This is a genomic window from Streptococcus agalactiae, assembly GCF_949788565.1.
In the GTDB taxonomy this organism is placed as follows: Bacteria; Bacillota; Bacilli; order Lactobacillales; family Streptococcaceae; genus Streptococcus; species Streptococcus agalactiae.
The window spans coordinates 1,512,524-1,536,235 of the sequence record NZ_OX460931.1 but is presented as its reverse complement, the minus strand read 5'-3'; the positions used below and the strand labels follow the sequence as shown (position 1 = coordinate 1,536,235).

General features: G+C 35.0%; 28 protein-coding genes. 24 read left to right on the top strand and 4 right to left on the bottom strand.

Going from position 1 to position 23,712, the window contains the following annotated elements:
* The first annotated feature begins 36 nt into the window (after positions 1 to 36).
* The 6 genes from QOR44_RS07885 (at position 37) to QOR44_RS07860 (ending at position 6,255) form a co-directional block, all read left to right on the top strand.
* Complete coding sequence (locus tag QOR44_RS07885) at positions 37 to 540, top strand: GNAT family N-acetyltransferase (protein WP_000586875.1); 504 nt, start codon at positions 37 to 39, stop codon at positions 538 to 540.
* A gap of 86 nt (positions 541 to 626) precedes the next feature.
* The gene (gene mltG / locus QOR44_RS07880; RefSeq protein ID WP_000134322.1) at positions 627 to 2,429 is read left to right on the top strand and encodes an endolytic transglycosylase MltG; all 1,803 of its coding nucleotides are present in this window, start codon (positions 627 to 629) and stop codon (positions 2,427 to 2,429) included.
* 72 nt (positions 2,430 to 2,501) lie between these two features.
* A complete protein-coding gene (gene greA, locus QOR44_RS07875) occupies positions 2,502 to 2,984 on the top strand; it encodes a transcription elongation factor GreA (protein WP_000818772.1) in 483 nt (160 codons plus the stop codon).
* 103 nt (positions 2,985 to 3,087) lie between these two features.
* Entirely contained in the window at positions 3,088 to 4,548 is a 1,461-nt protein-coding gene (locus QOR44_RS07870; RefSeq protein ID WP_000231315.1) for an amidase, read from the top strand.
* Between the two features lie 160 nt (positions 4,549 to 4,708).
* Positions 4,709 to 5,566, top strand: coding sequence for a transporter substrate-binding domain-containing protein (locus QOR44_RS07865; protein WP_000751026.1), 858 nt, complete (start codon positions 4,709 to 4,711; stop codon positions 5,564 to 5,566).
* A gap of 23 nt (positions 5,567 to 5,589) precedes the next feature.
* Positions 5,590 to 6,255, top strand: coding sequence for an amino acid ABC transporter permease (locus tag QOR44_RS07860; RefSeq protein ID WP_000611497.1), 666 nt, complete (start codon positions 5,590 to 5,592; stop codon positions 6,253 to 6,255).
* A 209-nt stretch (positions 6,256 to 6,464) separates the two neighbouring features.
* On the opposite strand, the gene yidC is transcribed toward QOR44_RS07860, so the two are convergent.
* Together yidC and QOR44_RS07850 are read right to left on the bottom strand one after the other, a co-directional pair.
* Entirely contained in the window at positions 6,465 to 7,397 is a 933-nt protein-coding gene (yidC, locus tag QOR44_RS07855) for a membrane protein insertase YidC (RefSeq protein ID WP_000751926.1), read from the bottom strand.
* A gap of 84 nt (positions 7,398 to 7,481) precedes the next feature.
* Positions 7,482 to 7,760: an acylphosphatase gene (locus tag QOR44_RS07850; protein WP_000755489.1), complete on the bottom strand. Its 279-nt coding sequence runs from the start codon at positions 7,758 to 7,760 to the stop codon at positions 7,482 to 7,484.
* A 31-nt stretch (positions 7,761 to 7,791) separates the two neighbouring features.
* Between QOR44_RS07850 and QOR44_RS07845 the strand changes: the two genes are divergently transcribed.
* The 15 genes from QOR44_RS07845 (at position 7,792) to yidD (ending at position 17,272) form a co-directional block, all read left to right on the top strand.
* Positions 7,792 to 8,535 carry a TrmH family RNA methyltransferase gene (locus QOR44_RS07845; RefSeq protein WP_000207505.1) on the top strand — a complete coding sequence of 248 codons (744 nt, stop codon included), beginning with the start codon at positions 7,792 to 7,794 and terminating at the stop codon, positions 8,533 to 8,535.
* 37 nt (positions 8,536 to 8,572) lie between these two features.
* Entirely contained in the window at positions 8,573 to 9,076 is a 504-nt protein-coding gene (locus QOR44_RS07840) for an HD domain-containing protein (protein ID WP_000760496.1), read from the top strand.
* 22 nt (positions 9,077 to 9,098) lie between these two features.
* Positions 9,099 to 9,788 (top strand): Bax inhibitor-1/YccA family protein, encoded by a 690-nt coding sequence (locus tag QOR44_RS07835; RefSeq protein ID WP_000999457.1) that lies wholly within the window; start codon positions 9,099 to 9,101, stop codon positions 9,786 to 9,788.
* Between the two features lie 67 nt (positions 9,789 to 9,855).
* Positions 9,856 to 10,377, top strand: a complete 522-nt coding sequence (locus tag QOR44_RS07830) for a transcription repressor NadR (protein WP_000647220.1) — start codon at positions 9,856 to 9,858, stop codon at positions 10,375 to 10,377.
* A 61-nt stretch (positions 10,378 to 10,438) separates the two neighbouring features.
* Positions 10,439 to 10,981 carry a hypothetical protein gene (locus QOR44_RS07825; protein ID WP_000039537.1) on the top strand — a complete coding sequence of 181 codons (543 nt, stop codon included), beginning with the start codon at positions 10,439 to 10,441 and terminating at the stop codon, positions 10,979 to 10,981.
* 157 nt (positions 10,982 to 11,138) lie between these two features.
* Positions 11,139 to 11,378, top strand: coding sequence for a YneF family protein (locus QOR44_RS07820; RefSeq protein WP_000108275.1), 240 nt, complete (start codon positions 11,139 to 11,141; stop codon positions 11,376 to 11,378).
* A gap of 174 nt (positions 11,379 to 11,552) precedes the next feature.
* A complete protein-coding gene (racE, locus tag QOR44_RS07815) occupies positions 11,553 to 12,347 on the top strand; it encodes a glutamate racemase (protein ID WP_000378351.1) in 795 nt (264 codons plus the stop codon).
* Entirely contained in the window at positions 12,344 to 13,318 is a 975-nt protein-coding gene (locus QOR44_RS07810; RefSeq protein WP_000167813.1) for a nucleoside-triphosphate diphosphatase, read from the top strand. The genes racE and QOR44_RS07810 overlap by 4 nt, the downstream gene beginning before the upstream one ends.
* Complete coding sequence (locus QOR44_RS07805) at positions 13,300 to 13,821, top strand: metallophosphoesterase (RefSeq protein ID WP_001007721.1); 522 nt, start codon at positions 13,300 to 13,302, stop codon at positions 13,819 to 13,821. Before QOR44_RS07810 ends, QOR44_RS07805 begins: the two co-directional genes overlap by 19 nt.
* A complete protein-coding gene (cbpB, locus tag QOR44_RS07800; protein ID WP_000560705.1) occupies positions 13,818 to 14,291 on the top strand; it encodes a cyclic-di-AMP-binding protein CbpB in 474 nt (157 codons plus the stop codon). The genes QOR44_RS07805 and cbpB overlap by 4 nt, the downstream gene beginning before the upstream one ends.
* The gene (xerD, locus tag QOR44_RS07795) at positions 14,281 to 15,021 is read left to right on the top strand and encodes a site-specific tyrosine recombinase XerD (RefSeq protein WP_000606412.1); all 741 of its coding nucleotides are present in this window, start codon (positions 14,281 to 14,283) and stop codon (positions 15,019 to 15,021) included. The genes cbpB and xerD overlap by 11 nt, the downstream gene beginning before the upstream one ends.
* Positions 15,021 to 15,728, top strand: a complete 708-nt coding sequence (locus QOR44_RS07790) for a segregation/condensation protein A (RefSeq protein ID WP_000351869.1) — start codon at positions 15,021 to 15,023, stop codon at positions 15,726 to 15,728. Before xerD ends, QOR44_RS07790 begins: the two co-directional genes overlap by 1 nt.
* Complete coding sequence (gene scpB, locus QOR44_RS07785; protein ID WP_000221692.1) at positions 15,725 to 16,309, top strand: SMC-Scp complex subunit ScpB; 585 nt, start codon at positions 15,725 to 15,727, stop codon at positions 16,307 to 16,309. Before QOR44_RS07790 ends, scpB begins: the two co-directional genes overlap by 4 nt.
* Positions 16,299 to 17,021: a pseudouridine synthase gene (locus QOR44_RS07780; protein ID WP_001222203.1), complete on the top strand. Its 723-nt coding sequence runs from the start codon at positions 16,299 to 16,301 to the stop codon at positions 17,019 to 17,021. The genes scpB and QOR44_RS07780 overlap by 11 nt, the downstream gene beginning before the upstream one ends.
* On the top strand, positions 17,021 to 17,272 hold the full coding sequence (yidD, locus tag QOR44_RS07775; protein ID WP_000920196.1) for a membrane protein insertion efficiency factor YidD: 252 nt from the start codon (positions 17,021 to 17,023) through the stop codon (positions 17,270 to 17,272). Before QOR44_RS07780 ends, yidD begins: the two co-directional genes overlap by 1 nt.
* Before the next feature lie 23 nt (positions 17,273 to 17,295).
* On the opposite strand, the gene QOR44_RS07770 is transcribed toward yidD, so the two are convergent.
* Together QOR44_RS07770 and trkA are read right to left on the bottom strand one after the other, a co-directional pair.
* A complete protein-coding gene (locus QOR44_RS07770) occupies positions 17,296 to 18,735 on the bottom strand; it encodes a TrkH family potassium uptake protein (protein ID WP_001043412.1) in 1,440 nt (479 codons plus the stop codon).
* 4 nt (positions 18,736 to 18,739) lie between these two features.
* A complete protein-coding gene (gene trkA, locus QOR44_RS07765; protein WP_001220338.1) occupies positions 18,740 to 20,089 on the bottom strand; it encodes a Trk system potassium transporter TrkA in 1,350 nt (449 codons plus the stop codon).
* 205 nt (positions 20,090 to 20,294) lie between these two features.
* On the opposite strand from trkA, the gene QOR44_RS07760 reads away from it, so the two are divergent.
* From QOR44_RS07760 to QOR44_RS07750, 3 genes are all read left to right on the top strand, one after another.
* On the top strand, positions 20,295 to 21,647 hold the full coding sequence (locus tag QOR44_RS07760; protein ID WP_000427468.1) for an APC family permease: 1,353 nt from the start codon (positions 20,295 to 20,297) through the stop codon (positions 21,645 to 21,647).
* Positions 21,648 to 21,819: 172 nt separating this feature from the next.
* Positions 21,820 to 22,368 carry a tRNA (cytidine(34)-2'-O)-methyltransferase gene (locus QOR44_RS07755; protein WP_001019794.1) on the top strand — a complete coding sequence of 183 codons (549 nt, stop codon included), beginning with the start codon at positions 21,820 to 21,822 and terminating at the stop codon, positions 22,366 to 22,368.
* A gap of 135 nt (positions 22,369 to 22,503) precedes the next feature.
* Positions 22,504 to 23,673: a MalY/PatB family protein gene (locus QOR44_RS07750; RefSeq protein WP_000634082.1), complete on the top strand. Its 1,170-nt coding sequence runs from the start codon at positions 22,504 to 22,506 to the stop codon at positions 23,671 to 23,673.
* Positions 23,674 to 23,712: the final 39 nt, after the last annotated feature.

Below are 23,712 nucleotides of genomic sequence, written 5' to 3'. Positions count from 1 at the left end.
TCAAGAGAATTTCATAAAGAAATTAAGGAGATGAGTATGATTATTAGAAATGGTTGCCTAGAGGATTTACAGCAAGTCATTAGTATTGAACGAATAAATTTTTCAGAAGCAGAGGCTGCGAGTAAAAAAGCAATGCAAGAACGTCTAACGATAATGACTGATACTTTTTTAGTTGCAGAGATTAATGGTCGTTTAGCAGGTTACATTGAAGGACCGGTTATTAAAGGTCGGTACTTAACGGACGATTTATTCCATAAAGTTTCTGAAATCCCTGTAAGGGTAGGTGGTTTCATAGGAATTACTAGTCTATCAATACATCCTGATTTTAAAGGTCAGGGGATTGGTACAGCATTATTAGCAGCGATGAAAGACCTGGTTGTTTCTCAAGAACGAGATGGTATAAGTTTAACTTGCCATGATGATTTAATTTCCTTCTATGAAATGAATGGATTTAAAGATGAGGGAGAATCTGACTCCCAACATGGTGGTTCGCTCTGGTATAATATGATTTGGAATAATCCAACACGATCAATTTGTTAAAAGTAGATAACATTGTCAAAGTTTTGTTGATTTTATAGACTATTTAAGATATAATTGCCTGTGATTATTATTAGGAGGAAATCTCTTTGACCGAATTTAATGACGATCAGCATTCTAACCATGATCAGAAAAGTTTTAAAGAACAAATTCTGGCAGAGTTAGAAGAAGCTAACCGTTTGAGAAAGTTGCGTGAAGAAGAACTCTATCAAAAAGAGCAAGAAGCCAAAGAAGCTGCTCGCAGAACAGCACAATTGATGGCAGATTATGAAGCGCAACGTTTGAAAGACGAACAAGAAGCTAGAGCAAAGGCGCTAGAGACTAAGCAACGCTTAGAAGAACAAGAGAAAGCTCGGATTGAGGCGAGACTTCAGGCAGAAGCTGCTCGAGAAGAAGAAAGACGTCAGGCGGAACAAGCATTAGCTTCCCAAGAAGAACAAGTTATCAATCAAGGGATGGAACCTTCAAGAGAGCTTGATGGCGGCTCCAAATCTGGTGAATTCAGGATAACTAAAAATGTACCTGAAATAGATTTAAAAGCAGATAAGACTGATGTTGCAACTGCTGTGCCTAATCAAGAAACGGAAGAAATCTTTCTTGTGAGAGCAACAGATATTCCTACAGAAGGTGAAACTGTAAAACTTGGTGAGACATCAGAGTTAGAGCCCGTAGCAAAGGAACCTATCCGAGTAGAGGATTTGCCAAAAGAAGAAGAGGGTATAGCTTTGTCAGCCAAGAAGAAACATAACAAGCGTGAAAGACGTCAGAAAGCAGATAATGTGGCAAAACGAATTGCACGTATTCTGATATCAATTATCATACTTGTATTGCTCTTGACAGCATTTGTAGGTTATCGTTTTGTAGATAGTGCTATTAAACCTGTTGATTCCAATTCAAATAAATTTGTACAAGTTGAAATTCCGATAGGATCTGGGAATAAATTAATTGGTCAAATTTTAGAAAAAGCAGGAGTCATTAAGAGCGCCACAGTCTTTAATTACTATTCCAAGTTCAAAAACTATAGTAATTTTCAAAGTGGATACTACAATCTTAAAAAAAGTATGACTTTAGATCAGATTGCTGCTGAATTGGAAAAAGGCGGAACTGCAGAACCGACAAAACCAGCTTTAGGTAAGATATTAATTACCGAGGGTTACACTATTAAACAGATTGCTAAAGCTATTGAGTCTAATAAAATTGATACAAAGACTACAAGTACACCTTATAAAGCTGATGATTTCTTGAAACTTGTTCAAGATGAAACGTTTATTAAAAAAATGGTAGCTAAATATCCAAATTTACTAGGAAGTCTACCTGATAAATCAAAAGCTATTTATCAATTGGAAGGATATTTATTCCCAGCTACTTACAACTATTATAAAGATACAACCTTAGAAGGACTTGTTGAAGATATGATTTCAACAATGAATACTAAGATGGCACCTTACTATAACACTATTAAAGCGAAGAATATGTCTGTAAATGATGTTTTGACATTATCATCTCTTGTTGAAAAAGAGGGATCAACAGACGAAGATCGCCGTAAAATAGCAAGTGTCTTTTATAACCGATTATCAGCCGGTCAAGCTCTTCAAAGTAACATTGCAATTTTGTATGCTATGGGAAAATTAGGTGATAAAACAAGTTTAGCTGAAGATGCTCAAATTAATACTTCAATTAAATCACCATACAACATCTATACTAATACTGGTTTGATGCCTGGACCAGTTGATAGTCCAAGTATCTCAGCAATTGAAGCGACTATAAAACCTGCTTCAACAGATTACCTTTATTTTGTCGCTGATGTGAAGACCGGAAATGTATACTACGCTAAAGATTTTGAAACACACAAGGCTAACGTTGAAAAATATATCAATAGTCAAATTAACTAAGCTTATAAACATGGTGCGAGTCATCATGTTTATATCTTTGACTTGAAAAAATGAAAAGAAAAGAGAAATAAAATGGCAGAAAAAACTTACCCAATGACACAAGTGGAAAAAGATCAACTTGAAAAAGAACTTGAAGAGTTAAAATTAGTTCGTAGACCAGAAGTTGTAGAGCGTATCAAGATTGCTCGTTCTTATGGTGACTTATCAGAAAATAGCGAATATGATGCAGCAAAAGACGAACAAGCATTTGTTGAGGGCCAAATTCAAATTTTAGAAACAAAAATTCGTTATGCTGAAATTATTGATAGTGATGCAGTTGCTAAAGATGAGGTTGCAATTGGTAAAACTGTCCTTGTCCAAGAAGTTGGTACAAATGATAAAGATACTTACCATATCGTTGGTGCTGCTGGAGCTGACATTTTTTCAGGAAAAATTTCGAATGAAAGCCCAATTGCTCATGCTTTAATTGGTAAAAAAACAGGAGACTTAGCTACAATTGAATCACCTGCTGGTAGCTATCAAGTTGAAATCATTAGTGTTGAAAAAACAAATTAATAGTATAAATCATAGAATAATATCTAGAGTCTAGACGTTATTCTATTTTTTTTAAGTATTTTTTGTTATCTTATAATAAAAATACATTTTATGAGGTGTTTATATGGTTTTTAAAGATGCTACCGCTATGGCACAAGCGATAAAACAGCATAAGATTTCGTCGCAAGAATTAGTAGAGCAAGCAATCTACAAGATCGAGGAACAGAATGTAAGCGTTAATGCTGTTGTCAGCAAGCAATATAATGAGGCGCGTCAAGCAGCCAAATACGCAAATGAATCAGATGCTCCTTTTGCAGGAGTTCCTATTCTTCTGAAAGATTTGGGACAGAATCAAAAAGGACAACTCTCAACCTCAGGTTCACAATTATTTAAACACTATCATGCTAAACAAACGGACTATTTAGTGCAGTCCTTTGAAAAATTAGGGTTTATTATTTTAGGAAGAACAAATACCCCTGAATTTGGTTTTAAGAATATTAGTGATAGTCAACTTCACGGGAATGTTAATCTTCCATTTGACCATTCAAGAAATGCTGGAGGCTCTAGTGGTGGTGCAGCCGCAGCTGTTAGTTCAGGAATGGTTCCAATTGCAGGAGCTAGTGATGGAGGAGGGTCAATCAGAATTCCAGCAAGTTTTAATGGTTTGATTGGTTTAAAACCGAGTCGAGGACGTATACCTGTTGGACCTTCATCCTATAGAGGTTGGCAAGGGGCTTCTAGTCATTTTGCTTTAACAAAGTCAGTTAGAGATACAAAACGACTATTATATTATTTACAATCATATCAAGTAGAAAGTCCATTTCCCCTGAAAAAACTCAGCAAAGAGAGTCTTTTCGAGTTTAGCGTTAGTAAACCCCTAAAAATAGCAGTATTGATGGATTCTCCCTTAAAAACAAAGGTATCAAGTGAGGCTAAAGCAGCTATTAAAGAAGCCGCAGATTTTTTGTCTCAAAAAGGGAATCATTTAGAATTAGTAGAACAACCTTTAGATGGTATTCATTCTATGAAAACTTATTGTATGATGAATAGCGTTGAAACAGCAGCAATGTTTGATGACATCGAAAAGAGTTTAGGGCGTTCAATGGAATTTAGCGATATGGAATTAATGACCTGGGCTATGTATCAGAGTGGACAAAGGGTATTGGCTAAAGATTACAGTAAACTCTTAGATTCATGGGATCAATTTGCAGCTACCATGGCGAGGTTTCATGAAAATTATGATTTAATTTTAACAGCAGCAACTAATCAACCAGCTCCTTTTCATGGACAATTTGATTTAGACGAGACACTCCAGAAACAATTGAGGCATATGGGAGAATTCTCAGTAAGTGAACAACAGGATTTAATTTGGAAAATGTTTGAAGACTCAATGGCCTGGACACCTTTTACACATCAGCCAAACTTGACTGGGCAACCTTCTTTAGCCATACCAACTCATCTAACTAAAGAGGGGCTACCTTTAGGTGTACAATTGACAGCGGCTAAAGGGAGAGAAGATTTATTACTTGCTGTTGCAGAGTTGTTTGAAAAAGAGAAGCAATTCAAAGGGCCTGTTTACCATTAATTTGAAAAGTAAACAATATTTTTGCGAAAACGGATACAATATGGTACTCTTAACAATGGTTGTATTATTATCGTAAATTTATGTATTAATTTTCATTAAATTTAATTTTCGATAGAGTACGCCAAACCATTTTAATATAATTTAATCTACAGGAGTACTTATGAAAAAGACAATTTTACTTGGTTTAGTCGGTTTATCTGCAATGACATTAGCAGCTTGCTCAAATGGTCAATCTAGCAAAGAAACAACATGGGACAATATTAAAAAAGATGGTGTCCTTAAGGTTGCTACCCCTGCAACGCTTTATCCAACAAGTTATTATGATGACCATAAAAAATTGACTGGTTATGAGATTGATATGATGAAAGCGATCGCTAAAAAACTTAAGATAAAAGTTAAGTTTGTTGAAGTTGGAGTTGCTGAATCATTTACTTCTGTAGATAGTGGCAAGGTGGATGTTGCTGTCAATAACTTTGACACGACTCCCGAGCGTTTGAAAAAATACAATTTCTCTCAACCTTATAAATATTCTGTTGGAGGTATGATTGTACGTGCAGATGGTTCTTCAAAGATCACAGCAAAAGATTTATCTGACTGGAAGGGTAAAAAAGCTGGTGGTGGAGCTGGAACGCAATATATGAAAATTGCAAAACAGCAAGGCGCTGAACCTGTTATTTATGACAATGTAACTAATGACGTTTACCTTCGAGATGTATCAACTGGACGTACAGATTTCATTCCGAATGATTACTACACACAAGTCATTGCTGTAAAATATGTAACAAAACAATATCCAGATATCAAAGTAAAAATGGGTGATGTGAAGTATAATCCGACTGAGCAAGGTATTGTGATGAGTAAAAAAGATAAGAGCCTCAAAACAAAAATTGATGCAGCTATCAAAGATATGAAGAAAGATGGTTCTTTGAAAAAAATCTCTGAAAAATATTATGCTGGTCAAGATCTCACAAAAGAACCTGCTGGAACAGATAAAATTCCAGTAATTAAAGTTAAATAAAATATTTCGAGAGGAGTAGATAAGTGATAAACTGGGATGCCATTTTTAATTTGGAACTAGCTGTTAAGGCTTTTCCAAGTGTTATTCAGGGATTACCATATACCATTGGATTATCCTTGGTTGGCTTTATTTTAGGAGCTATCGTAGGATTCTTTGTAGCTCTAATGAAGATGTCTCATTTCCGCTTACTGAGGTATTTAGCTAATATTCATATTTCCTTAATGCGTGGGATTCCTTTAATGGTTCTACTCTTTCTTATCTACTTTGGTTTGCCTTTTATAGGGATACAGTTAGATGCTGTGACTGCTTCTATCGTAGGTTTTACCATGATGTCTAGTGCATATATATCAGAAATTATCAGAGCAGCTCTTTTAGCTGTTGATCATGGTCAGTGGGAAGCTGCTAGAGCTTTAGGGTTAAAAACACCGACGATTTATAGAGGCATTATTATTCCACAAGCAACAAGAATTGCACTCCCTTCTTTAAGTAATGTTTTACTAGATATGGTCAAAGGTTCCTCATTGACTGCGATGATTACGGTACCTGATATCTTTAATAATGCTAAAATAGTTGGGGGAACCTACTCCGACTATATGACTGCCTATATCTTAGTAGCCCTTATCTATTGGGTAATTTGTACGCTTTATGCAATTATTCAAGACTGGTGGGAAAAACGATTACTTTATTAATAAGGTAGTTTGTTAGCTAGATTACTTGCACTTTAAAAGCTAGATTTTTATCTGACTTTTAGGGTGCTTTTTATATAGTGTTGACTAAAAAGTTAGGCAAAAATAAAAAGACTTAGCTATGTAGGACATAGAACTAAGTCTTTTTTACTTGAATTACATAATAATCTTTAACTGTTTAAAACAATACACTATTATTTAGTGTGTTTATTTTATCCCCGTCTTTTTTGTTTTCCGGCGTTACGGTTTGTTTTTTTAGATGTAATAATTGCTTGATTAGATTCAGTAGCTTTAGTTGAATTTGTAACATCTTTTCGTGCGTTATTAGCTTTGTAGGCTTTAGGAGGATTTTTAGTATATTCTTCTTCTACTTTTCGGCGTAGTTTAGGCTTAAGTACATAAGTGGTAACTAGCTGCTGGATAATACTGAAAATACCACCAATAAACCAATAAAGCGCAACACTAGCAGGTAAAGTAATTGACATGAATACCATCGCTATTGGCATCACATACATCATTGTTTTCATTTGCTGACGTTGTTCATCTGGAACACCTTGCATTGACAACCAAGATTGTACAAAATAAAGAATGGCGATAATGACAGTAAGTGTCAGACTCTTTTGACCTAAGTTAAGTCCCAAGAAGGTTGCACTAGAGACTCCAGGAGTATAGCGTGCAGCAAAGAAAATAGCTGAGAAAAATGGCATCTGAATGAGTAATGGCAAGCAGCCAATACCGCCAAACATGCTAAGGCCATTCTCACGTTGAGCTGTCATTAATTCTGTCTGAGCTGCTAATTTTTCTTCTTGTGTTTTAGCATTGCGTAGTCGTTCATTAATAGGTTCAAATAAAGGCTTAAAGTACGCCATTTTTTCAGCTTGATAGCTAGCTTTCCAAGACTGATAAAGTCCAAGTGGTAAGATAATGACACGTACGATGATGGTTACAATAATGATAGCGACACCAAAACCAAGCCCTTGGTGTTGAGCGAAATAAGTAATGAGGTTGGCCATAGGCACTCCAAGAGTATTCCAGATAACTCCATAGGGTTTTCCAGCCTTATCAACGCTAACACATCCTGTCAATAATAATAACATAGACAAAGATAAGCTAGAGAATAAGATACGTTTCAATGTTTTTTTCAATGTTTTTAGTTCCTCTAATTTTTAATATACCTATCTATTTTACTTTTTTTTTAAGAATTAAACAATACTTCCGCAGAATGATTTTTAATTCCTCATTTTAAAGTCGTTAAAATCATCGAAGTTATCTAGTTTAATATCAACATAAGTTACTTTAGACCATTTTGAAGGTCCTTTTCGAATTTTTTGAATAAATTGTGTCATTTTATTTGAATCTGTGGATTGTGCTAAAATTTCAACAGTTCCATCATCGTTATTCCAAACGCGACCGTAAATATCACCTATTTCTAAAGCTAAGGAATAAGTTGCATAGCGAAATCCGACTCCTTGAACGCGCCCTGAGACAATTAAATGAACTTTTTTCATAACTTGACCTCTTTTCTGATATAATAGGTTTATGACTACTATTATAACTTCAAAATCAAATAATCTCATTAAAAAAACGAAAAAGTTGTTACAAAAAAAATATCGGAAATCTTCATATCTTATTGAAGGCTGGCATTTATTTGAGGAAGCTGAAAAATATGGTGCACAATTTTTAAATATTTTTGTGACAGAAACGGCAATAGATCGTTTGAGAAAACCCGAGAGAGCTATTGTTGTTACAGATGATGTTTTGAAAGAATTAACTGACTCACAGACTCCTCAAGGGATTGTAGCTGAGATTGCCTTTCAAGAGACAAGATGGACAGATATTAAAAAAGGACGTTTTCTTGTATTAGAAGATGTGCAGGATCCAGGAAACCTAGGAACAATGGTTCGAACTGCAGATGCAGCGAATTTTGATGCTGTTTTTTTATCTCAGAAATCTGCTGATTTGTATAACCAAAAAACACTTCGTTCTATGCAAGGCAGTCACTTTCATTTACCAGTATTTAGGGTAGAAATAGAGCAGTTTGTTAACTTTTGTAAAGCAGAAGGGATAACTATGATTGCGACAACTTTATCTGAACAATCGGTAAATTATAAAAATCTCCCTAAGTATGATTATTTTGCTTTAATCATGGGAAATGAGGGACAGGGAATTTCCAAAACTATGACAGAAGAAGCAGATGTTTTAGCACATATTGAAATGCCTGGACAAGCAGAAAGTCTTAATGTAGCAGTAGCTGCGGGAGTAGTCATTTTCAGCTTAATTTAAGTTCATATGTTATAATATCCCCAGAGGGGTGATTATAATGAAAAAGTATCAAGACGATAAGGACTTCATGGATTTGGTCGGTCACCTTATTGACCATCCACGTTTCCAAAAACTCGAAGCTATTGTCCAACATCATCACTCAACTCGCTTAGAGCATTCTATAAATGTTAGTTATACAAGTTATAAAATTGCTAAGAAGTTTGGTTGGGATGCGAGTAGTACTGCTCGAGGTGGTTTACTACATGATTTCTTTTATTATGATTGGCGTGTAACGAAATTTAACAAGAGCCATGCTTGGGTTCATCCAAGGATAGCGGTTCGTAATGCGCGAAAATTAACTGATTTAAACGCTAGAGAAGAAGATATTATTTTGAAGCACATGTGGGGAGCGACTATTGCACCACCACGTTATAAAGAAAGTTATATTGTGACTATGGTTGATAAGTATTGGGCAGTACGAGAGGCTTCTCGTCCACTCAAACGTATTTTTAAGAAACCTATCCGTTTTAGTCGCAAATTCTTAGGTAGTCACAATCATTAAAATTTAGAATAGGAAAATACATATGAATGATAACGTCATTTACACACAATCTGATTCAGGGCTGAATCAATTTTTTGCTAAGATTTACGGTCTTGTAGGGATAGGAGTAGGTTTGTCAGCTGCTGTTTCTGCTATTATGCTGTATATGTTTCCACAAAATATGATTGCCATCATGCAAAAAATGCCAGGGTTGTATTTTGGAGCAATCATATTAGAATTGGTTTTAGTCTTTGTTGCTAGTGGAGCGGCGCGTCGAAACACACCAGCTGCATTACCATTATTTTTGATTTATTCAGCTTTGAATGGGTTTACTTTAAGTTTCATTATCGCAAGGTACACGCAAACAACAGTTCTTCAAGCTTTTATAACATCTGCAGCTGTTTTCTTTGCAATGGCTTTGATTGGAGCTAAGACTAAAAAAGATTTATCAGGTATGCGTAAAGCGTTAATGGCTGCTTTAATTGGGATTTTAATTGCAAGTCTTGTTAATTTATTTATCGGTAGTGGGGGTATGAGTTATATCATTAGTATCGTATGTGTCATCATCTTTTCTGGATTGATTGCTTACGATAACCAAATGATTAAATATGTCTACAATAGCCAAGGCGGCCAAGTCGCAGATGGTTGGGCAGTTTCGATGGCACTAAGCCTTTATCTTGATTTTATTAATCTATTCTTAAATATTCTTCGTCTTTTTGCACGAAATGATTGAGGCTAACTGGTTAGATATTCTAGCCAGTTTTTAATTGTGAAATAACACCAAAGAAGGAATTTCTTATATGAAGGCACAGGAGCGTCGAGAAAATATTTTAACGACTTTAAAAGGAACAAAAGAAGCTGTATCGGCAAGCACATTAGCAAAGATTTTTAGTGTTAGTAGGCAGGTGATTGTTGGAGATATTGCCTTATTGCGTGCACAACAATGTGATATTATTTCTACCCCAAAAGGATACCTTATGTCCAGTGCTCTAAGTACTCATCAATTCACAGCTAGATTGGTTTGTCAGCATGGCATAGAACAGACAGAAGAAGAACTGGAAATTATTTTGCGGTATCAAGGAATCATTATGAATGTGGAGGTAGAGCACCCTATTTATGGGATGCTGACTGCTCCCTTAAACATTCAAAGCCAAAAAGACATTGATAATTTTACTGCTAAATTAAAAGTTTCCAATGCAGAATTGCTATCCTCTTTGACAGATGGTTTACATACACATATGATTTCTTGTCAAGATCAGTCAGTTTTTGACCAAATATGTGAGGCTCTAAAAAAAGCAGGAATCTTATACATAGACAAATAACCTTACAGGTGTCTTTACACCTGTAAGGTTATTTTGTATAATAGCTTCAAAGGAGATAAAAATGTCAAAAAAAACAACACAAATGGTTTCTTATACTTCTATTTTAGTAGCTTTTGCAATCATGATTCCTATAATCATGCCTGCTAAAATAATTATTGGGCCTGCTTCTTTCACCTTAGCAAGCCATGTACCTTTATTTTTAAGTATTTTTATATCTGTTCCAGTTGCAATATTGGTAGCTTTAGGGACAGGACTTGGATTTCTACTAGCTGGTTTTCCGATTGTAATCGTTCTTAGAGCTTTATCACATATCGGATTTGCATTAATTGCGGCTTTCTTGATTAAGTCAAAGCCCTCTTTATTGATGAGTAAATGGCAAACATTGTTATTTGCTGTAGCTATTAACATAATTCATGGTCTGCTCGAATTTATTACTGTTTATATAATCACAATGACTTCTAACAGTAGTTCAACTTATTTATGGTCACTATTTTCTTTGATAGGGCTAGGCTCTTTGCTACATGGATTGGTAGATTTTTATATAGCTCTCTTCATTTGGAAATGGATGGCACAAAAGTTGGGGAAAATACTTAGGATAAGATAAAGGAATCGGCTATATGCTTAATCATGCTCTAGTGAAAATTTAATAGTGTATTGACGTGACAAGGACGATAGAGGCTTTGATTTTGTTTACATATATTTGTAAACTCTTTCTTTTTTTGCTATAATGAGTCATGTAAATAAATGAGGAGAATGAATAGATGTCAACAACTATTTGGATTTTATTAATTATCGTCGCTTTGTTTGGTGGTCTCGTGGGAGGCATTTTTATTGCTCGTAAACAAATTGAAAAAGAGATTGGAGAGCACCCTCGTTTAACACCGGATGCTATTCGTGAAATGATGAGTCAAATGGGACAAAAACCTAGTGAAGCTAAAGTTCAACAGACATACCGTAATATTGTAAAACACGCAAAAACAGCTATCAAAACTAAAAAATAAGAGTGTTTTAGCGTTGAAGCGTTTAGTGATGAAATAGTGAGTGATAGTCCATCAGATTTCTAGACAAGATTTGGGCAAACTTGGTCAAGTGTAGATTTGACTGATTGGTTATTGTATAGAGAGGCTAGGACTGTTGTCCAGCCTCTTTTAGTCACTAATATTGGAGGAATAAAAATGGATAGTAGGCCTATTGGCTTTCTAGATTCTGGTGTAGGTGGTTTAACGGTTGTTAAGGAAATGTTCCGTCAACTTCCAGAAGAGGAAGTAATCTTCATTGGAGATCAGGCTAGAGCTCCGTATGGTCCTAGACCTGCTCAACAGATTAGAGAGTTTACCTGGCAGATGGTTAATTTCTTATTGACTAAAAATGTTAAGATGATTGTTATAGCTTGTAATACAGCAACTGCAGTTGCCTGGCAAGAAATTAAAGAAAAACTAGACATCCCTGTTTTAGGCGTTATTTTACCAGGAGCTAGCGCAGCTATCAAATCAACTAATTCAGGGAAAGTTGGTATTATAGGTACTCCCATGACTGTTAAATCAGATGCTTATCGTCAAAAAATTCAAGCTTTGTCTCCAAATACTGCTGTGGTATCCCTTGCTTGTCCGAAATTTGTTCCAATTGTGGAATCAAATCAGATGTCTTCTAGTTTAGCCAAAAAGGTGGTTTATGAAACATTGTCCCCATTAGTTGGTAAATTAGATACTTTAATTTTAGGTTGCACGCATTATCCCCTATTACGTCCCATCATTCAAAATGTTATGGGGGCTGAGGTTAAATTAATTGATAGTGGCGCAGAAACCGTTCGTGATATTTCTGTTTTATTGAACTATTTTGAGATAAACCATAATTGGCAAAATAAACACGGTGGTCATCACTTTTACACAACCGCCAGCCCAAAAGGTTTTAAAGAAATTGCAGAACAATGGCTTAGTCAAGAAATAAATGTGGAGCGTATCGTATTATGACAAAAACAATTTTTGAAAGTAAAACTGAAGGCAATTGGTTTTTAGGTAGTTTCCAAGCTTTTAATTATTTTACTTGTTTTGGTAATGATGAATCTTACGAAGCTATCCAAGATGTTTTTCATCGTCTATTATCAACTTTGAAAGTTGAAGGTCTACAGCTTCACGTTGTGCAGATGACTTCGGATTTTCAATTATTAGCATTCCTCGTTGATATGATTAATCAAGAGTATTCAAGGCATATCAAAGTGACTCAACATAAAGGGGCCATCTTAGTTAGTGAAGATGATCAGTTGTTCTTAGTTCACTTACCTAAAGAGGGCACTTCTTTAGAAAAATTCTTTGATTTAAAGAATGATAATAATTTTGGGGATACCATATTAATTGCGACTCACAATGAAGGAAAAACGAAGGAATTTAGAGAATTATTTGGGAAATTAGGACTCAAAGTTGAAAATTTAAATGATTACCCAGATTTACCAGAAGTTGAAGAGACTGGTATGACCTTTGAAGAAAATGCTCGACTTAAAGCAGAGACTATTTCAAAATTAACTGGAAAAATGGTAATTTCAGATGATTCCGGATTAAAAGTAGATGCTTTAGGTGGTTTGCCAGGGGTATGGTCTGCTCGTTTTTCAGGTCCTGACGCGACAGATGCTCGTAATAATGCCAAATTATTGCATGAATTAGCCATGGTATTTGACAAAGAAAGACGTTCAGCACAGTTTCATACAACCTTAGTCGTGTCAGCTCCAAATAAAGAAAGTTTGGTAGTTGAAGCAGAGTGGCCAGGTTATATTGGTACGGAACCTAAGGGGGAAAATGGCTTTGGTTATGATCCGCTCTTTATTGTCGGAGAAGGTAGTAGGACAGCAGCTGAATTGAGCGCACAAGAAAAAAATAATCTATCACATCGTGGGCAAGCTGTCCGTAAATTGATGGAGGTATTTCCAAAATGGCAATTAGAAAATTAGTTGTAATGAGTGATTCTCACGGAGATCGTGACATTGTAAAAGATATAAAGAATCATTATTTGGGAAAAGTGGATGCTATTTTTCATAATGGGGATTCCGAACTTCCTAGCTCAGATCCTATATGGGAAGGCATTCATGTGGTCACAGGAAATTGTGATTATGATTCAGGTTATCCGGAAGTTTTGGTTACAAAAATAGATAATGCTGTTATTGTTCAAACCCATGGTCATCTCCATCAGATTAATTTTACTTGGGATAAATTGGATTTATTAGCTCAGCAAGAAGACGCGGATATTTGTTTATACGGTCATCTTCATCGTGCAGATGCTTGGAAAAATGGTAAAACTATTTTTATCAATCCAGGCAGTGTTTTGCAGCCAAGAGGACCAATAAATGAGAAGCTTTACGCTGTTGTAACTATAACAGATAGTAAGGTTTTGGTAGAGTATTATACTCGCCAACACCAACCCTATCCTAACTTGACAAAGGAATTTTCAAGATGATTGCTAAAGAATTTGAGTCGTTTTTGCTAAGTCATTTGGACCACTATCTGATTCCAGCTGAAGACGTTGCTATTTTTGTGGATACGCACAATGCTGACCACGTTATGCTACTATTAGCAAGTAATGGTTTTTCACGTGTACCAGTTATCACTAAAGAGAAAAAATATGTAGGTACTATTAGTATCTCAGACATTATGGCCTACCAATCTAAAGGTCAATTAACAGATTGGGAGATGGCACAGACTGATATTGTTGAGATGGTTAATACAAAAATCGAGCCGATTAATGAGGCAGCTACTCTGACAGCAATTATGCATAAGATTGTAGATTATCCATTTTTACCTGTTATCAGTGATCAAAATGATTTTAGAGGCATTATAACCCGTAAATCGATTTTAAAAGCTATTAATAGCCTCCTACATGATTTTACAGACGAATATACTATCACTCCTAAAAACAATGATAAATGATATTAATAATTTTATTGAGAGTAAGAAATTATCTCTCAATTCGCGTAAGTCCTATCACTATGATTTAAAGCAATTTTATAAAATAATTGGTGGACATGTAAATTCTGAAAAACTGGCATTGTATCAACAGTCTCTAAGTGAATTTAAGTTAACAGCTCGTAAGCGAAAGTTATCTGCAGTCAATCAATTTCTTTTCTTTTTATATAATAGAGGAACACTGAAGGAATTTTACAGACTACAAGAGACTGAAAAAATCACTTTGACTCAGACAAAGTCTCAAATAATGGATTTATCAAATTTCTATCAAGATACTGATTATCCGAGTGGTCGTTTGATTGCTTTGTTGATTTTATCTTTAGGTTTAACTCCGGCTGAAATTGCTAATTTGAAGAAGGCTGATTTTGATACAACTTTTAATATCTTAAGTATTGAAAAATCGCAGATGAAGCGTATTTTAAAACTTCCAGAAGACTTGCTTCCTTTTCTTTTGGAATCTTTAGAGGAAGATGGTGACTTAGTCTTTGAGCATAACGGCAAGCCTTATTCTAGACAATGGTTTTTTAATCAATTAACAGATTTTTTAAATGAGAAGAATGAGCAACAACTAACTGCACAACTTCTGCGAGAACAATTTATTCTAAAGCAAAAAGAAAATGGCAAAACGATGACGGAGCTCAGTCGCCTTCTAGGCTTAAAAACTCCTATCACTTTAGAGAGATATTATAGATAATGGATATTAAGTTAAAAGATTTCGAGGGGCCTCTAGACTTACTCTTACACCTCGTATCTAAATATGAGGTTGATATATACGATGTACCGATTGTGGAAGTTATTGAGCAGTACCTTGCTTATATAGCAACATTACAGGCGATGCGTCTAGAAGTAGCTGGTGAGTATATGCTTATGGCAAGTCAGCTGATGTTGATAAAAAGCCGTAACTTATTACCTAAAGTAGTGGAGTCAAATCCTATTGAAGATGATCCAGAAATGGAATTGTTGAGCCAATTAGAGGAATATAGACGTTTTAAAGTGCTAAGTGAAGAGTTAGCTAATCAGCATCAGGAACGTGCCAAATATTTTTCAAAACCAAAACAAGAAGTTATCTTTGAAGATGCAATTCTTCTACACGATAAATCGGTGATGGACCTTTTTTTGACTTTTTCTCAAATGATGTCCCAAAAACAAAAAGAATTGTCAAATAGTCAAACGGTAATTGAGAAAGAAGACTACCGTATTGAAGATATGATGATCGTTATTGAAAGACATTTTAATCTTAAAAAGAAAACGACATTACAAGAAGTGTTTGCGGATTGCCAAACAAAATCTGAAATGATAACTTTATTTTTGGCAATGTTAGAGTTGATAAAATTACATCAAATCACAGTAGAACAAGACAGTAATTTTAGCCAAGTTATCTTAAGAAAGGAAGAGAAATGACTTATTTAGGCTCAATAGAAGCTCTTCTTTTTGTTGCAGGTGAAGATGGACTGAGTTTGCGTCAAATGGCAGAATTATTGACTTTGACACCATCAGCATTAATACAGCAACTAGAAAAGTTGGCTAAACGATATGAAGAAGATGACGATTCTAGTCTATTATTGCTTGAGACAGCACAAACTTATAAATTGGTAACAAAGGATAGTTATATGACTTTGTTGAGAGATTATGCGAAGGCTCCGATTAATCAGAGTCTATCTCGAGCAAGTTTGGAAGTTCTATCTATTATTGCTTATAAACAACCTATTACTAGGATTGAAATTGATGATATTCGTGGCGTGAATTCCAGTGGAGCTATAACGAGACTGATAGCTTTTGGTTTAATTAAAGAGGCTGGAAAGAAAGAAGTGTTGGGACGTCCTAACCTTTATGAGACAACTAATTATTTCTTAGATTATATGGGAATTAATCAGTTAGATGACTTAATTGATGCCTCTTCAATTGAATTAGTTGACGAAGAAGTATCGTTATTTTCAATGGATTCAATTAATACAGAAGATAAGGAAAACAATGAGAATTAATAAATATATTGCGCATGCAGGGATTGCAAGTCGTAGAAAAGCTGAGGAATTAATCAAACAAGGAATAGTCACGATTAATGGTCAAGTGGTTAATGAATTGGCGACCCAAGTAAAGGCTGGTGATCTGGTTGAAATTGAAGGAAGTCCAATTTACAACGAAGAGAAGGTATATTATCTCTTAAATAAACCACGAGGTGTTATTTCAAGTGTCTCAGATGACAAAGGACGTAAGACAGTTATTGACTTGTTGCCACAAGTCAAAGAACGGATATATCCTGTTGGTCGCTTGGATTGGGATACAACTGGACTTTTAATTTTGACTAATGATGGTGATTTTACTGATAAAATGATTCATCCTCGTAATGAAATTGATAAAGTTTATTTAGCACGTGTCAAAGGAATAGCTACTAAAGAAAACCTTCGACCATTAACGCGTGGCGTTGTTATCGATGGTAAGAAAACAAAACCTGCTCGCTATACTATCATAAAAGTGGATCATGAAAAAAATCGTTCAGTAGTTGAATTAACTATTCATGAAGGTCGTAATCATCAAGTTAAGAAAATGTTTGAACAAGTTGGGTTATTAGTGGACAAGCTATCTCGTACACAATTCGGTACCTTAGATTTAACGGGTCTCCGTCCTGGGGAAGCACGACGATTAAATAAAAAAGAAATTAGTCAGTTGCATAATGCGGCTATTAATAAATCTTAATGCTTAAATCTTTTTTGATTTTCTTGGTTCGCTTTTACCAAAAAAATATTTCTCCAGCTTTCCCAGCTAGCTGTCGTTATCGTCCAACTTGCTCTACGTATATGATAGAAGCTATTCAAAAACATGGTCTAAAAGGTGTGTTGATGGGAATTGCACGTATTTTGCGATGTCATCCCTTAGCCCACGGAGGAAATGATCCTGTCCCTGATCATTTTAGCTTAAGACGTAATAAAACGGATATATCAGATTGATATATCCGTTTTATTATTTGTAATTATAGTTTTGACCATGTTTTAGGAATAAACATTAATAAAACAGGGTATATTTCTAAACGTCCTGCTATCATAGCAAATGAAAGAAGGAGTTTTGAGAATGGACTAAAGAATGAGAAAGTTTCATTGCTACCTAAGAGTGGGCCTATGTTGTTAAAACATGAGGCTGCAGCACTGACAACAACCAAAAAATCATTAGTATCAAGCGTTAAAACAAGAACGAGTGCCATGAAGATAGCTAAATAGATAGTTAGATATTTTAAAACGCCATGTTGTGTATTTTTATCTAGAACGCTTTTATTAATGTGTAGTGACATGACTCTATTAGGATAGAGTGTAGACAATACTTGGTTACGTGCAACCTTTGCTAGGATTAAGCTACGCATGACTTTAAAGCCCCCAGCTGTAGAGCCAGCAGAACCACCGATAAACATCAAGAATAGCAAAATAACCTGTGAAAACAAAGGCCAACGAGTGATATCAGTCACGCCAAAACCAGTTGTTGTAATAATAGCTGATACTTCAAAGAAAATATGTTCGAGGCCTTGTCGAAAATTATCATACATACCGATGACGTTTAGAGCAATCATGAAAGTTGCTATTGCCACGATGCGGAGATAGGTTTTTAGTTCCTCATCACCAAAGAATGCTTTAATTTTTCGGAGTAAAAGAAGATAGTAAAGATTAAAGTTAACCCCGAAGATAAGCATACCAATAGAAACTAAGTTAGTTATCAGAGGACTATTATAATGAGCAATGCTATCATTGTAAACTGCAAAACCACCTGTACCTGCAGTTCCCATCGCTATGATAATACTATCAAAGAAAGGCATACCTGCAAAATATAATATTACTGCAAATACTGCAAACATAAGAAGATATAACAAATACAAAATTTGTGCAGTTTTTTTAAGTTTCGAGACAACTTTACCAAATACAGGTCCAGGAACTTCAGCTCTCATAACCTCTAAATGACTATTTTTAGAATTTTCCATGATGGCAAGGGCAAATACTAAAACCCCCATTCCACCGATAAGATGGGTAAAGCTACGCCAAAATAAGAGCGCGGGGGATAAGACACTGACGTCATCAAGAATAGTTGCTCCTGTTGTCGTAAAACCAGAAGATACTTCAAAGAAAGCATCGATAATATTAGGGATTTGACCTGAAATAACAAATGGAAGGGCGCCAAAGAAGGACCAAAGTATCCAGCAGAGTGCAACAATTAACATGCCTTCTTTAGTGTAGATATGATAATTTTTAGGTTTAAAGAGAGAACCCAGTAATCCAAGGATGATTAGAATAATCATGGTAATGACTATACTCATCATGACACTTTGCGGTTCACGGTAAATAAGTCCAACAGTTAGAGGAATCGCTAGAAGAGCAGCTTCAATTAGCAAAAGTTTTGAGAGAAGGAAACGAATCATACTTTTATTCATATTCCTACCTCGCTAACATATCACTAGTTCTAGTAATATTTTTTAATAAGGTGATAACAACGATACGATCACCCACTGTTAAAACATCCTCACCAGTTGGGAAAATCGTTTTATTATTGCGGATAATCGCTGCAATTAAAATATTTTGCTTTAATTTTAAAGATGCAAGGCTACGATTTGCTAATTTGCTAGTTTCTTTTATTTCAAATTGTAAGGTTTCAATGCGATCGTTAGCAATATGATGCATAGCTTCTAGGTTGGAATCCTGAGCATTTACACGCCCGCGTACAAAGTGCATCACATGGTCTACGGCAATACGCTTGGGTGTGATAATGCTTGATAGTTGTTTATCGTCAATGATTTCTAGTAGGCTAGTTCGATTAACTTTGGTAATGTTTTTAGGAATACCGATACTTTCTAAGAACATTGAGGTAATGATATTTTCTTCATCAACACCAGTTAAAGTAGCAACTGCGTCAAAACTTGTAACGCTTTCTTCTAACAAAATATTTTTAGCAGTACCATCCCCATGAACGACAGGAACATTGGGAAATTCTTGACTAAAATATTCAGCTTGTTCTTGGTTGAGTTCAACTAGTTTGACGTGTGTATTGGTATTTTTAAGGATATTGAGTAGGTAGTAGGCGATGCGTCCTGCACCGATAACCATCAAGTTTTTGACAACTTTATTTTTAACGTAATTATGGAAAAGTATCATTTCAATACGGTTTCCAGTTACAAAGATTTTATCTTTGACTTGGATAGTTGCATCGCCATCAGGAATAATCAATTTGCCATCGCGTTCAATTGCGCAAATAACAATATTACCAAATTTTTTACGAATTTGACTCATTGAAGTATGACAGAGTTTATTTCCTTCTAAAATTTTAAATTCCATTAACATCACACGCCCGTTGGCGAAGTGTTCAACTGAAGTTGCATTTGGAAATTCTATGGTATTAGCGATATATTGTGCTGCCAACAATTCAGGGTTGACAACTGAAGAGAAGCCAAGAAAGTTTTTATCTTTGAAGTAAGGATTAGAATACTCAGGATTACGCATGCGAACAACAGTCTCTTTTGCTCCCATTTTTTTGGCAAGAACTGCTGAAATCATATTAACTTCATCTCGATCAGTGATAGCGATAAAAATATCACAATTTTTGACTTCGGCTTGTTCTAAAATTTTATAGTTTGCCCCATTCCCAACAATTCCCATAATATCATGCTGTTTAGTGACACGTTTAAGGACGTTTTCTTTTTTCTCAATTAAAACAACATCGTGCTTTTCAGCAACAAGTGAGCGACAAAGTGCGGTTCCGACTTTACCTCCGCCGACAACAATTATTCTCATTTTTACCTCCAATAATAAACTCTATGATACCTTTTTTTTAGTAAAAATGCACGAGAATTATGGTTAAAAAACGTTTTCATCTTTCTGATAAGAGTAATATGATTCTCTTATCAGAATCTGGTGAAAAATAACACAGATAAACTTGTGACAAGCCCTAAATTAGGTTATAATTAACCTTTAAGCGTACAGTAGAAATGGAGATATTATGGAGAATCATAATTCTATTAAACAGACCTATGGATTAATGACTACAATTGCTATGATTGTAGGTGTAGTGATTGGTTCAGGCATTTATTTTAAAGTTGATGACATCCTTAAATTTACTGGTGGAGATGTCTTTTTAGGCATGGTAATTTTAGTACTAGGTTCTTTTTCGATTGTTTTTGGAAGTTTGTCAATTTCTGAGCTAGCTATTAGAACGAGTGAAAGTGGTGGTATTTTTTCTTACTACGAAAAATATGTTAGCCCAGCTTTAGCAGCAACTTTAGGCTTGTTTGCGTCTTTTTTGTATCTTCCAACTTTAACAGCAATCGTTTCATGGGTAGCTGCATTTTATACTTTAGGTGAATCATCAAGTTTGGAATCACAGATTATTTTAGCTGCTGTTTATATTTTAGCGCTTAGTCTCATGAATATCTTTGCTAAGCGTATTGCAGGGGGATTCCAATCTTTAACGACCTTTGTAAAAATGATTCCTTTAGTCCTAATTGCTTTAATTGGTGCTTTTTGGTCTGATAAAGCTCCACAACTTCCACAACATTTAACAGCTATTCAACCGTCAAATGTTGGATGGAGTTGGGTGTCAGGTCTGGTACCATTGTATTTTGCATATGATGGTTGGACAATTTTTGTTAGTATTGCACCAGAAGTCAAGAATCCCAAGAAGAATTTACCACTTGCCTTTGTCATTGGTCCAGCGCTTATCTTATTATCATATTTGGCATTTTTCTATGGTTTGACACAAATTTTAGGTGCTAGCTTTATTATGACAACCGGTAATGATGCTATTAATTATGCAGCTAATATTATTTTCGGTCCTAGTGTTGGGCGTTTATTATCTTTCATTGTTATTCTATCTGTATTAGGTGTTGCCAATGGACTTTTACTTGGGACGATGCGTCTACCTCAAGCTTTTGCGGAACGCGGATGGATCAAAAGTGAGAGGATGGCTAACATAAATTTGAAGTATCAAATGTCATTGCCAGCTAGTTTGACGGTGACGGCTGTAGCTATTTTTTGGCTTTTTGTTCATTTTATGGTTACAAAATTTAACTTATTGCCGGGTAGTGATATTAGTGAAATTGCTGTGGTGTTTAATAATACCAGTTTAATCATTCTTTATGTTTTAGTACTCAGCCTTTATCTCAAAAAAGATATTAAAAATAAATTTACCGGCTTAGTTTCACCGATTCTAGCAATTTTAGGCGGTTTGATCCTCCTTATCGGGAGTTTGTTAAGTAATTTCTTTACGGTTTTAATTTTCCAATGTTTTTGCTTATTATTCTGTTTGATTTGTCATTATATCTATCAAAAAAATAATCCAAAAACTCATGAATAGGTTGACTTTGTAGACTGAAGTGCTATAATAGTGTCAACGATTTGTTAGTTTAAATCAAACCTGTTATGATTTAAGTTAACAAACCACCATAAACCACATTGTTTGCTGAGATTGACTCCGAGCAGTGTGGTTTTTTTGCGAGTCAGAATGAGTTCTAGAAAGTGATGATGAGATGAATATTGAAACATTAACGCAGAAAAATCATCGTTCCGATAGCGGACGAAATCATATTGTTTTATTTGAACCACAGATTCCAGCAAATACTGGTAATATTGCTAGAACTTGTGCGGCAACAAATGCTCCTTTGCACATCATACGACCAATGGGATTTCCTATTGATGATAAAAAAATGAAACGAGCGGGACTGGATTACTGGGATAAGCTAGATGTTAGTTTCTATGATAGTTTGGAAGAATTTATGTTGTCATGTCGAGGGAAAGTTCACCTAATTAGCAAATTTGCTGACAAGGTTTACTCAGATGAAAATTATAATGATGATCAAGACCATTATTTTATGTTTGGTCGTGAAGATAAAGGATTGCCAGAAACTTTTATGCGCGAGCATGCTGAAAAGGCCTTACGAATTCCCATGAACGATGAGCATGTGCGTAGCTTGAATGTTTCAAACACTGTTTGTATGATTGTTTATGAAGCCCTTAGGCAGCAAAGCTTTCCTAATTTAGAATTAAGCCATACTTATGAAAATGATAAATTAAAATAATAAAGAAAGTGATCGTTTAAAATGGTCACTTTTATCTTTAGAATGTTAATTAGTATATAGTATCAAAAACAAATGGTAAAATAGTCACCAAGGCGACAAGGGATATTTTTAGCTGTAGAATAGTCAGGAGTAATTATGATTACATATGATTTCACAAGTTTACCAGAACGTTTTTCAAGTAATGCCATAAAATGGAAGGCGGTTCAAAAAGATCAAGAAATCCTTCCCCTTTGGATTGCGGATATGGATTTTCCTATCTTTCCAGAAATGTCGGAGGCTATTGAAGATTTTTCACACCAAATGGTTTTTGGCTATGATAGTCCTAAAGACAGTTTATACCAAGCTATCTCTAATTGGGAAGTGCAAGAACATGGTTATCAATTTGATAAAAAATCATTATTATTAATTGATGGGGTTGTACCAGCGATTTCAGTTGCTATACAAGCCTTCACAAAGGAGGGAGATGCTGTTCTAATTAATACCCCAGTCTATCCGCCTTTTGCTAGAACTATAAAATACAATAATCGTCATTTAGTTTCAAATAGTTTACTTAATAATAATCAGTATTTTGAGATTGACTTTAAACAATTAGAAAAAGATATCATTGAAAATAATGTAAAGCTTTATATTTTTTGTAGTCCACATAATCCTGGTGGGCGTGTCTGGACAAAAGAAGAAATTCAAAAAATAGGAGATATCTGTAAACGGTATAATGTTATCCTCGTTTCTGACGAAATACATCAAGATTTGGTATTATTTGATAATGTACACCATAGCTTTAATACTGTTGATTCTAGTTTTAAAGAATTGAGTGTTATTTTATCTAGTGCAACTAAAACGTTTAATATTGCAGGGACTAAAAATAGCTTTGCAATAATTGAAAATGAAAAGTTACGCTCTGATTTTAAGAAGAGGCAAATAGCTAACAATCAACAAGAAATTTCCTCATTGGGGTTATTAGCTACAGAAGTTGCCTTTACAAAAGGGAAACAATGGTTAAAGGCCCTAAAAACGGAGTTAGAAGAATCAATAGAATACCTTTATGAGCAATTAACGCAAAAAACTCATATCAAAGTGATGAAACCAGAGGGAACTTATCTTGTTTGGTTAGATTTTTCTGCTTATAATTTAACGCATTTAGAAATTCAAGAAAAACTTCGATATGATGCCAAATTAATATTAAATGATGGTTTAACTTTTGGAAAAGAAGGGAAAAAACATGCTAGAATCAATGTCGCAGCTCCTAGGTCTGTTATTGAGGAGGCAGTTTTGCGATTAGTGACAAACTTTAGAAAAAATGACTAGACTATAAAAAAAGTCGCATGGAAAGGGTTTTTATGTTAT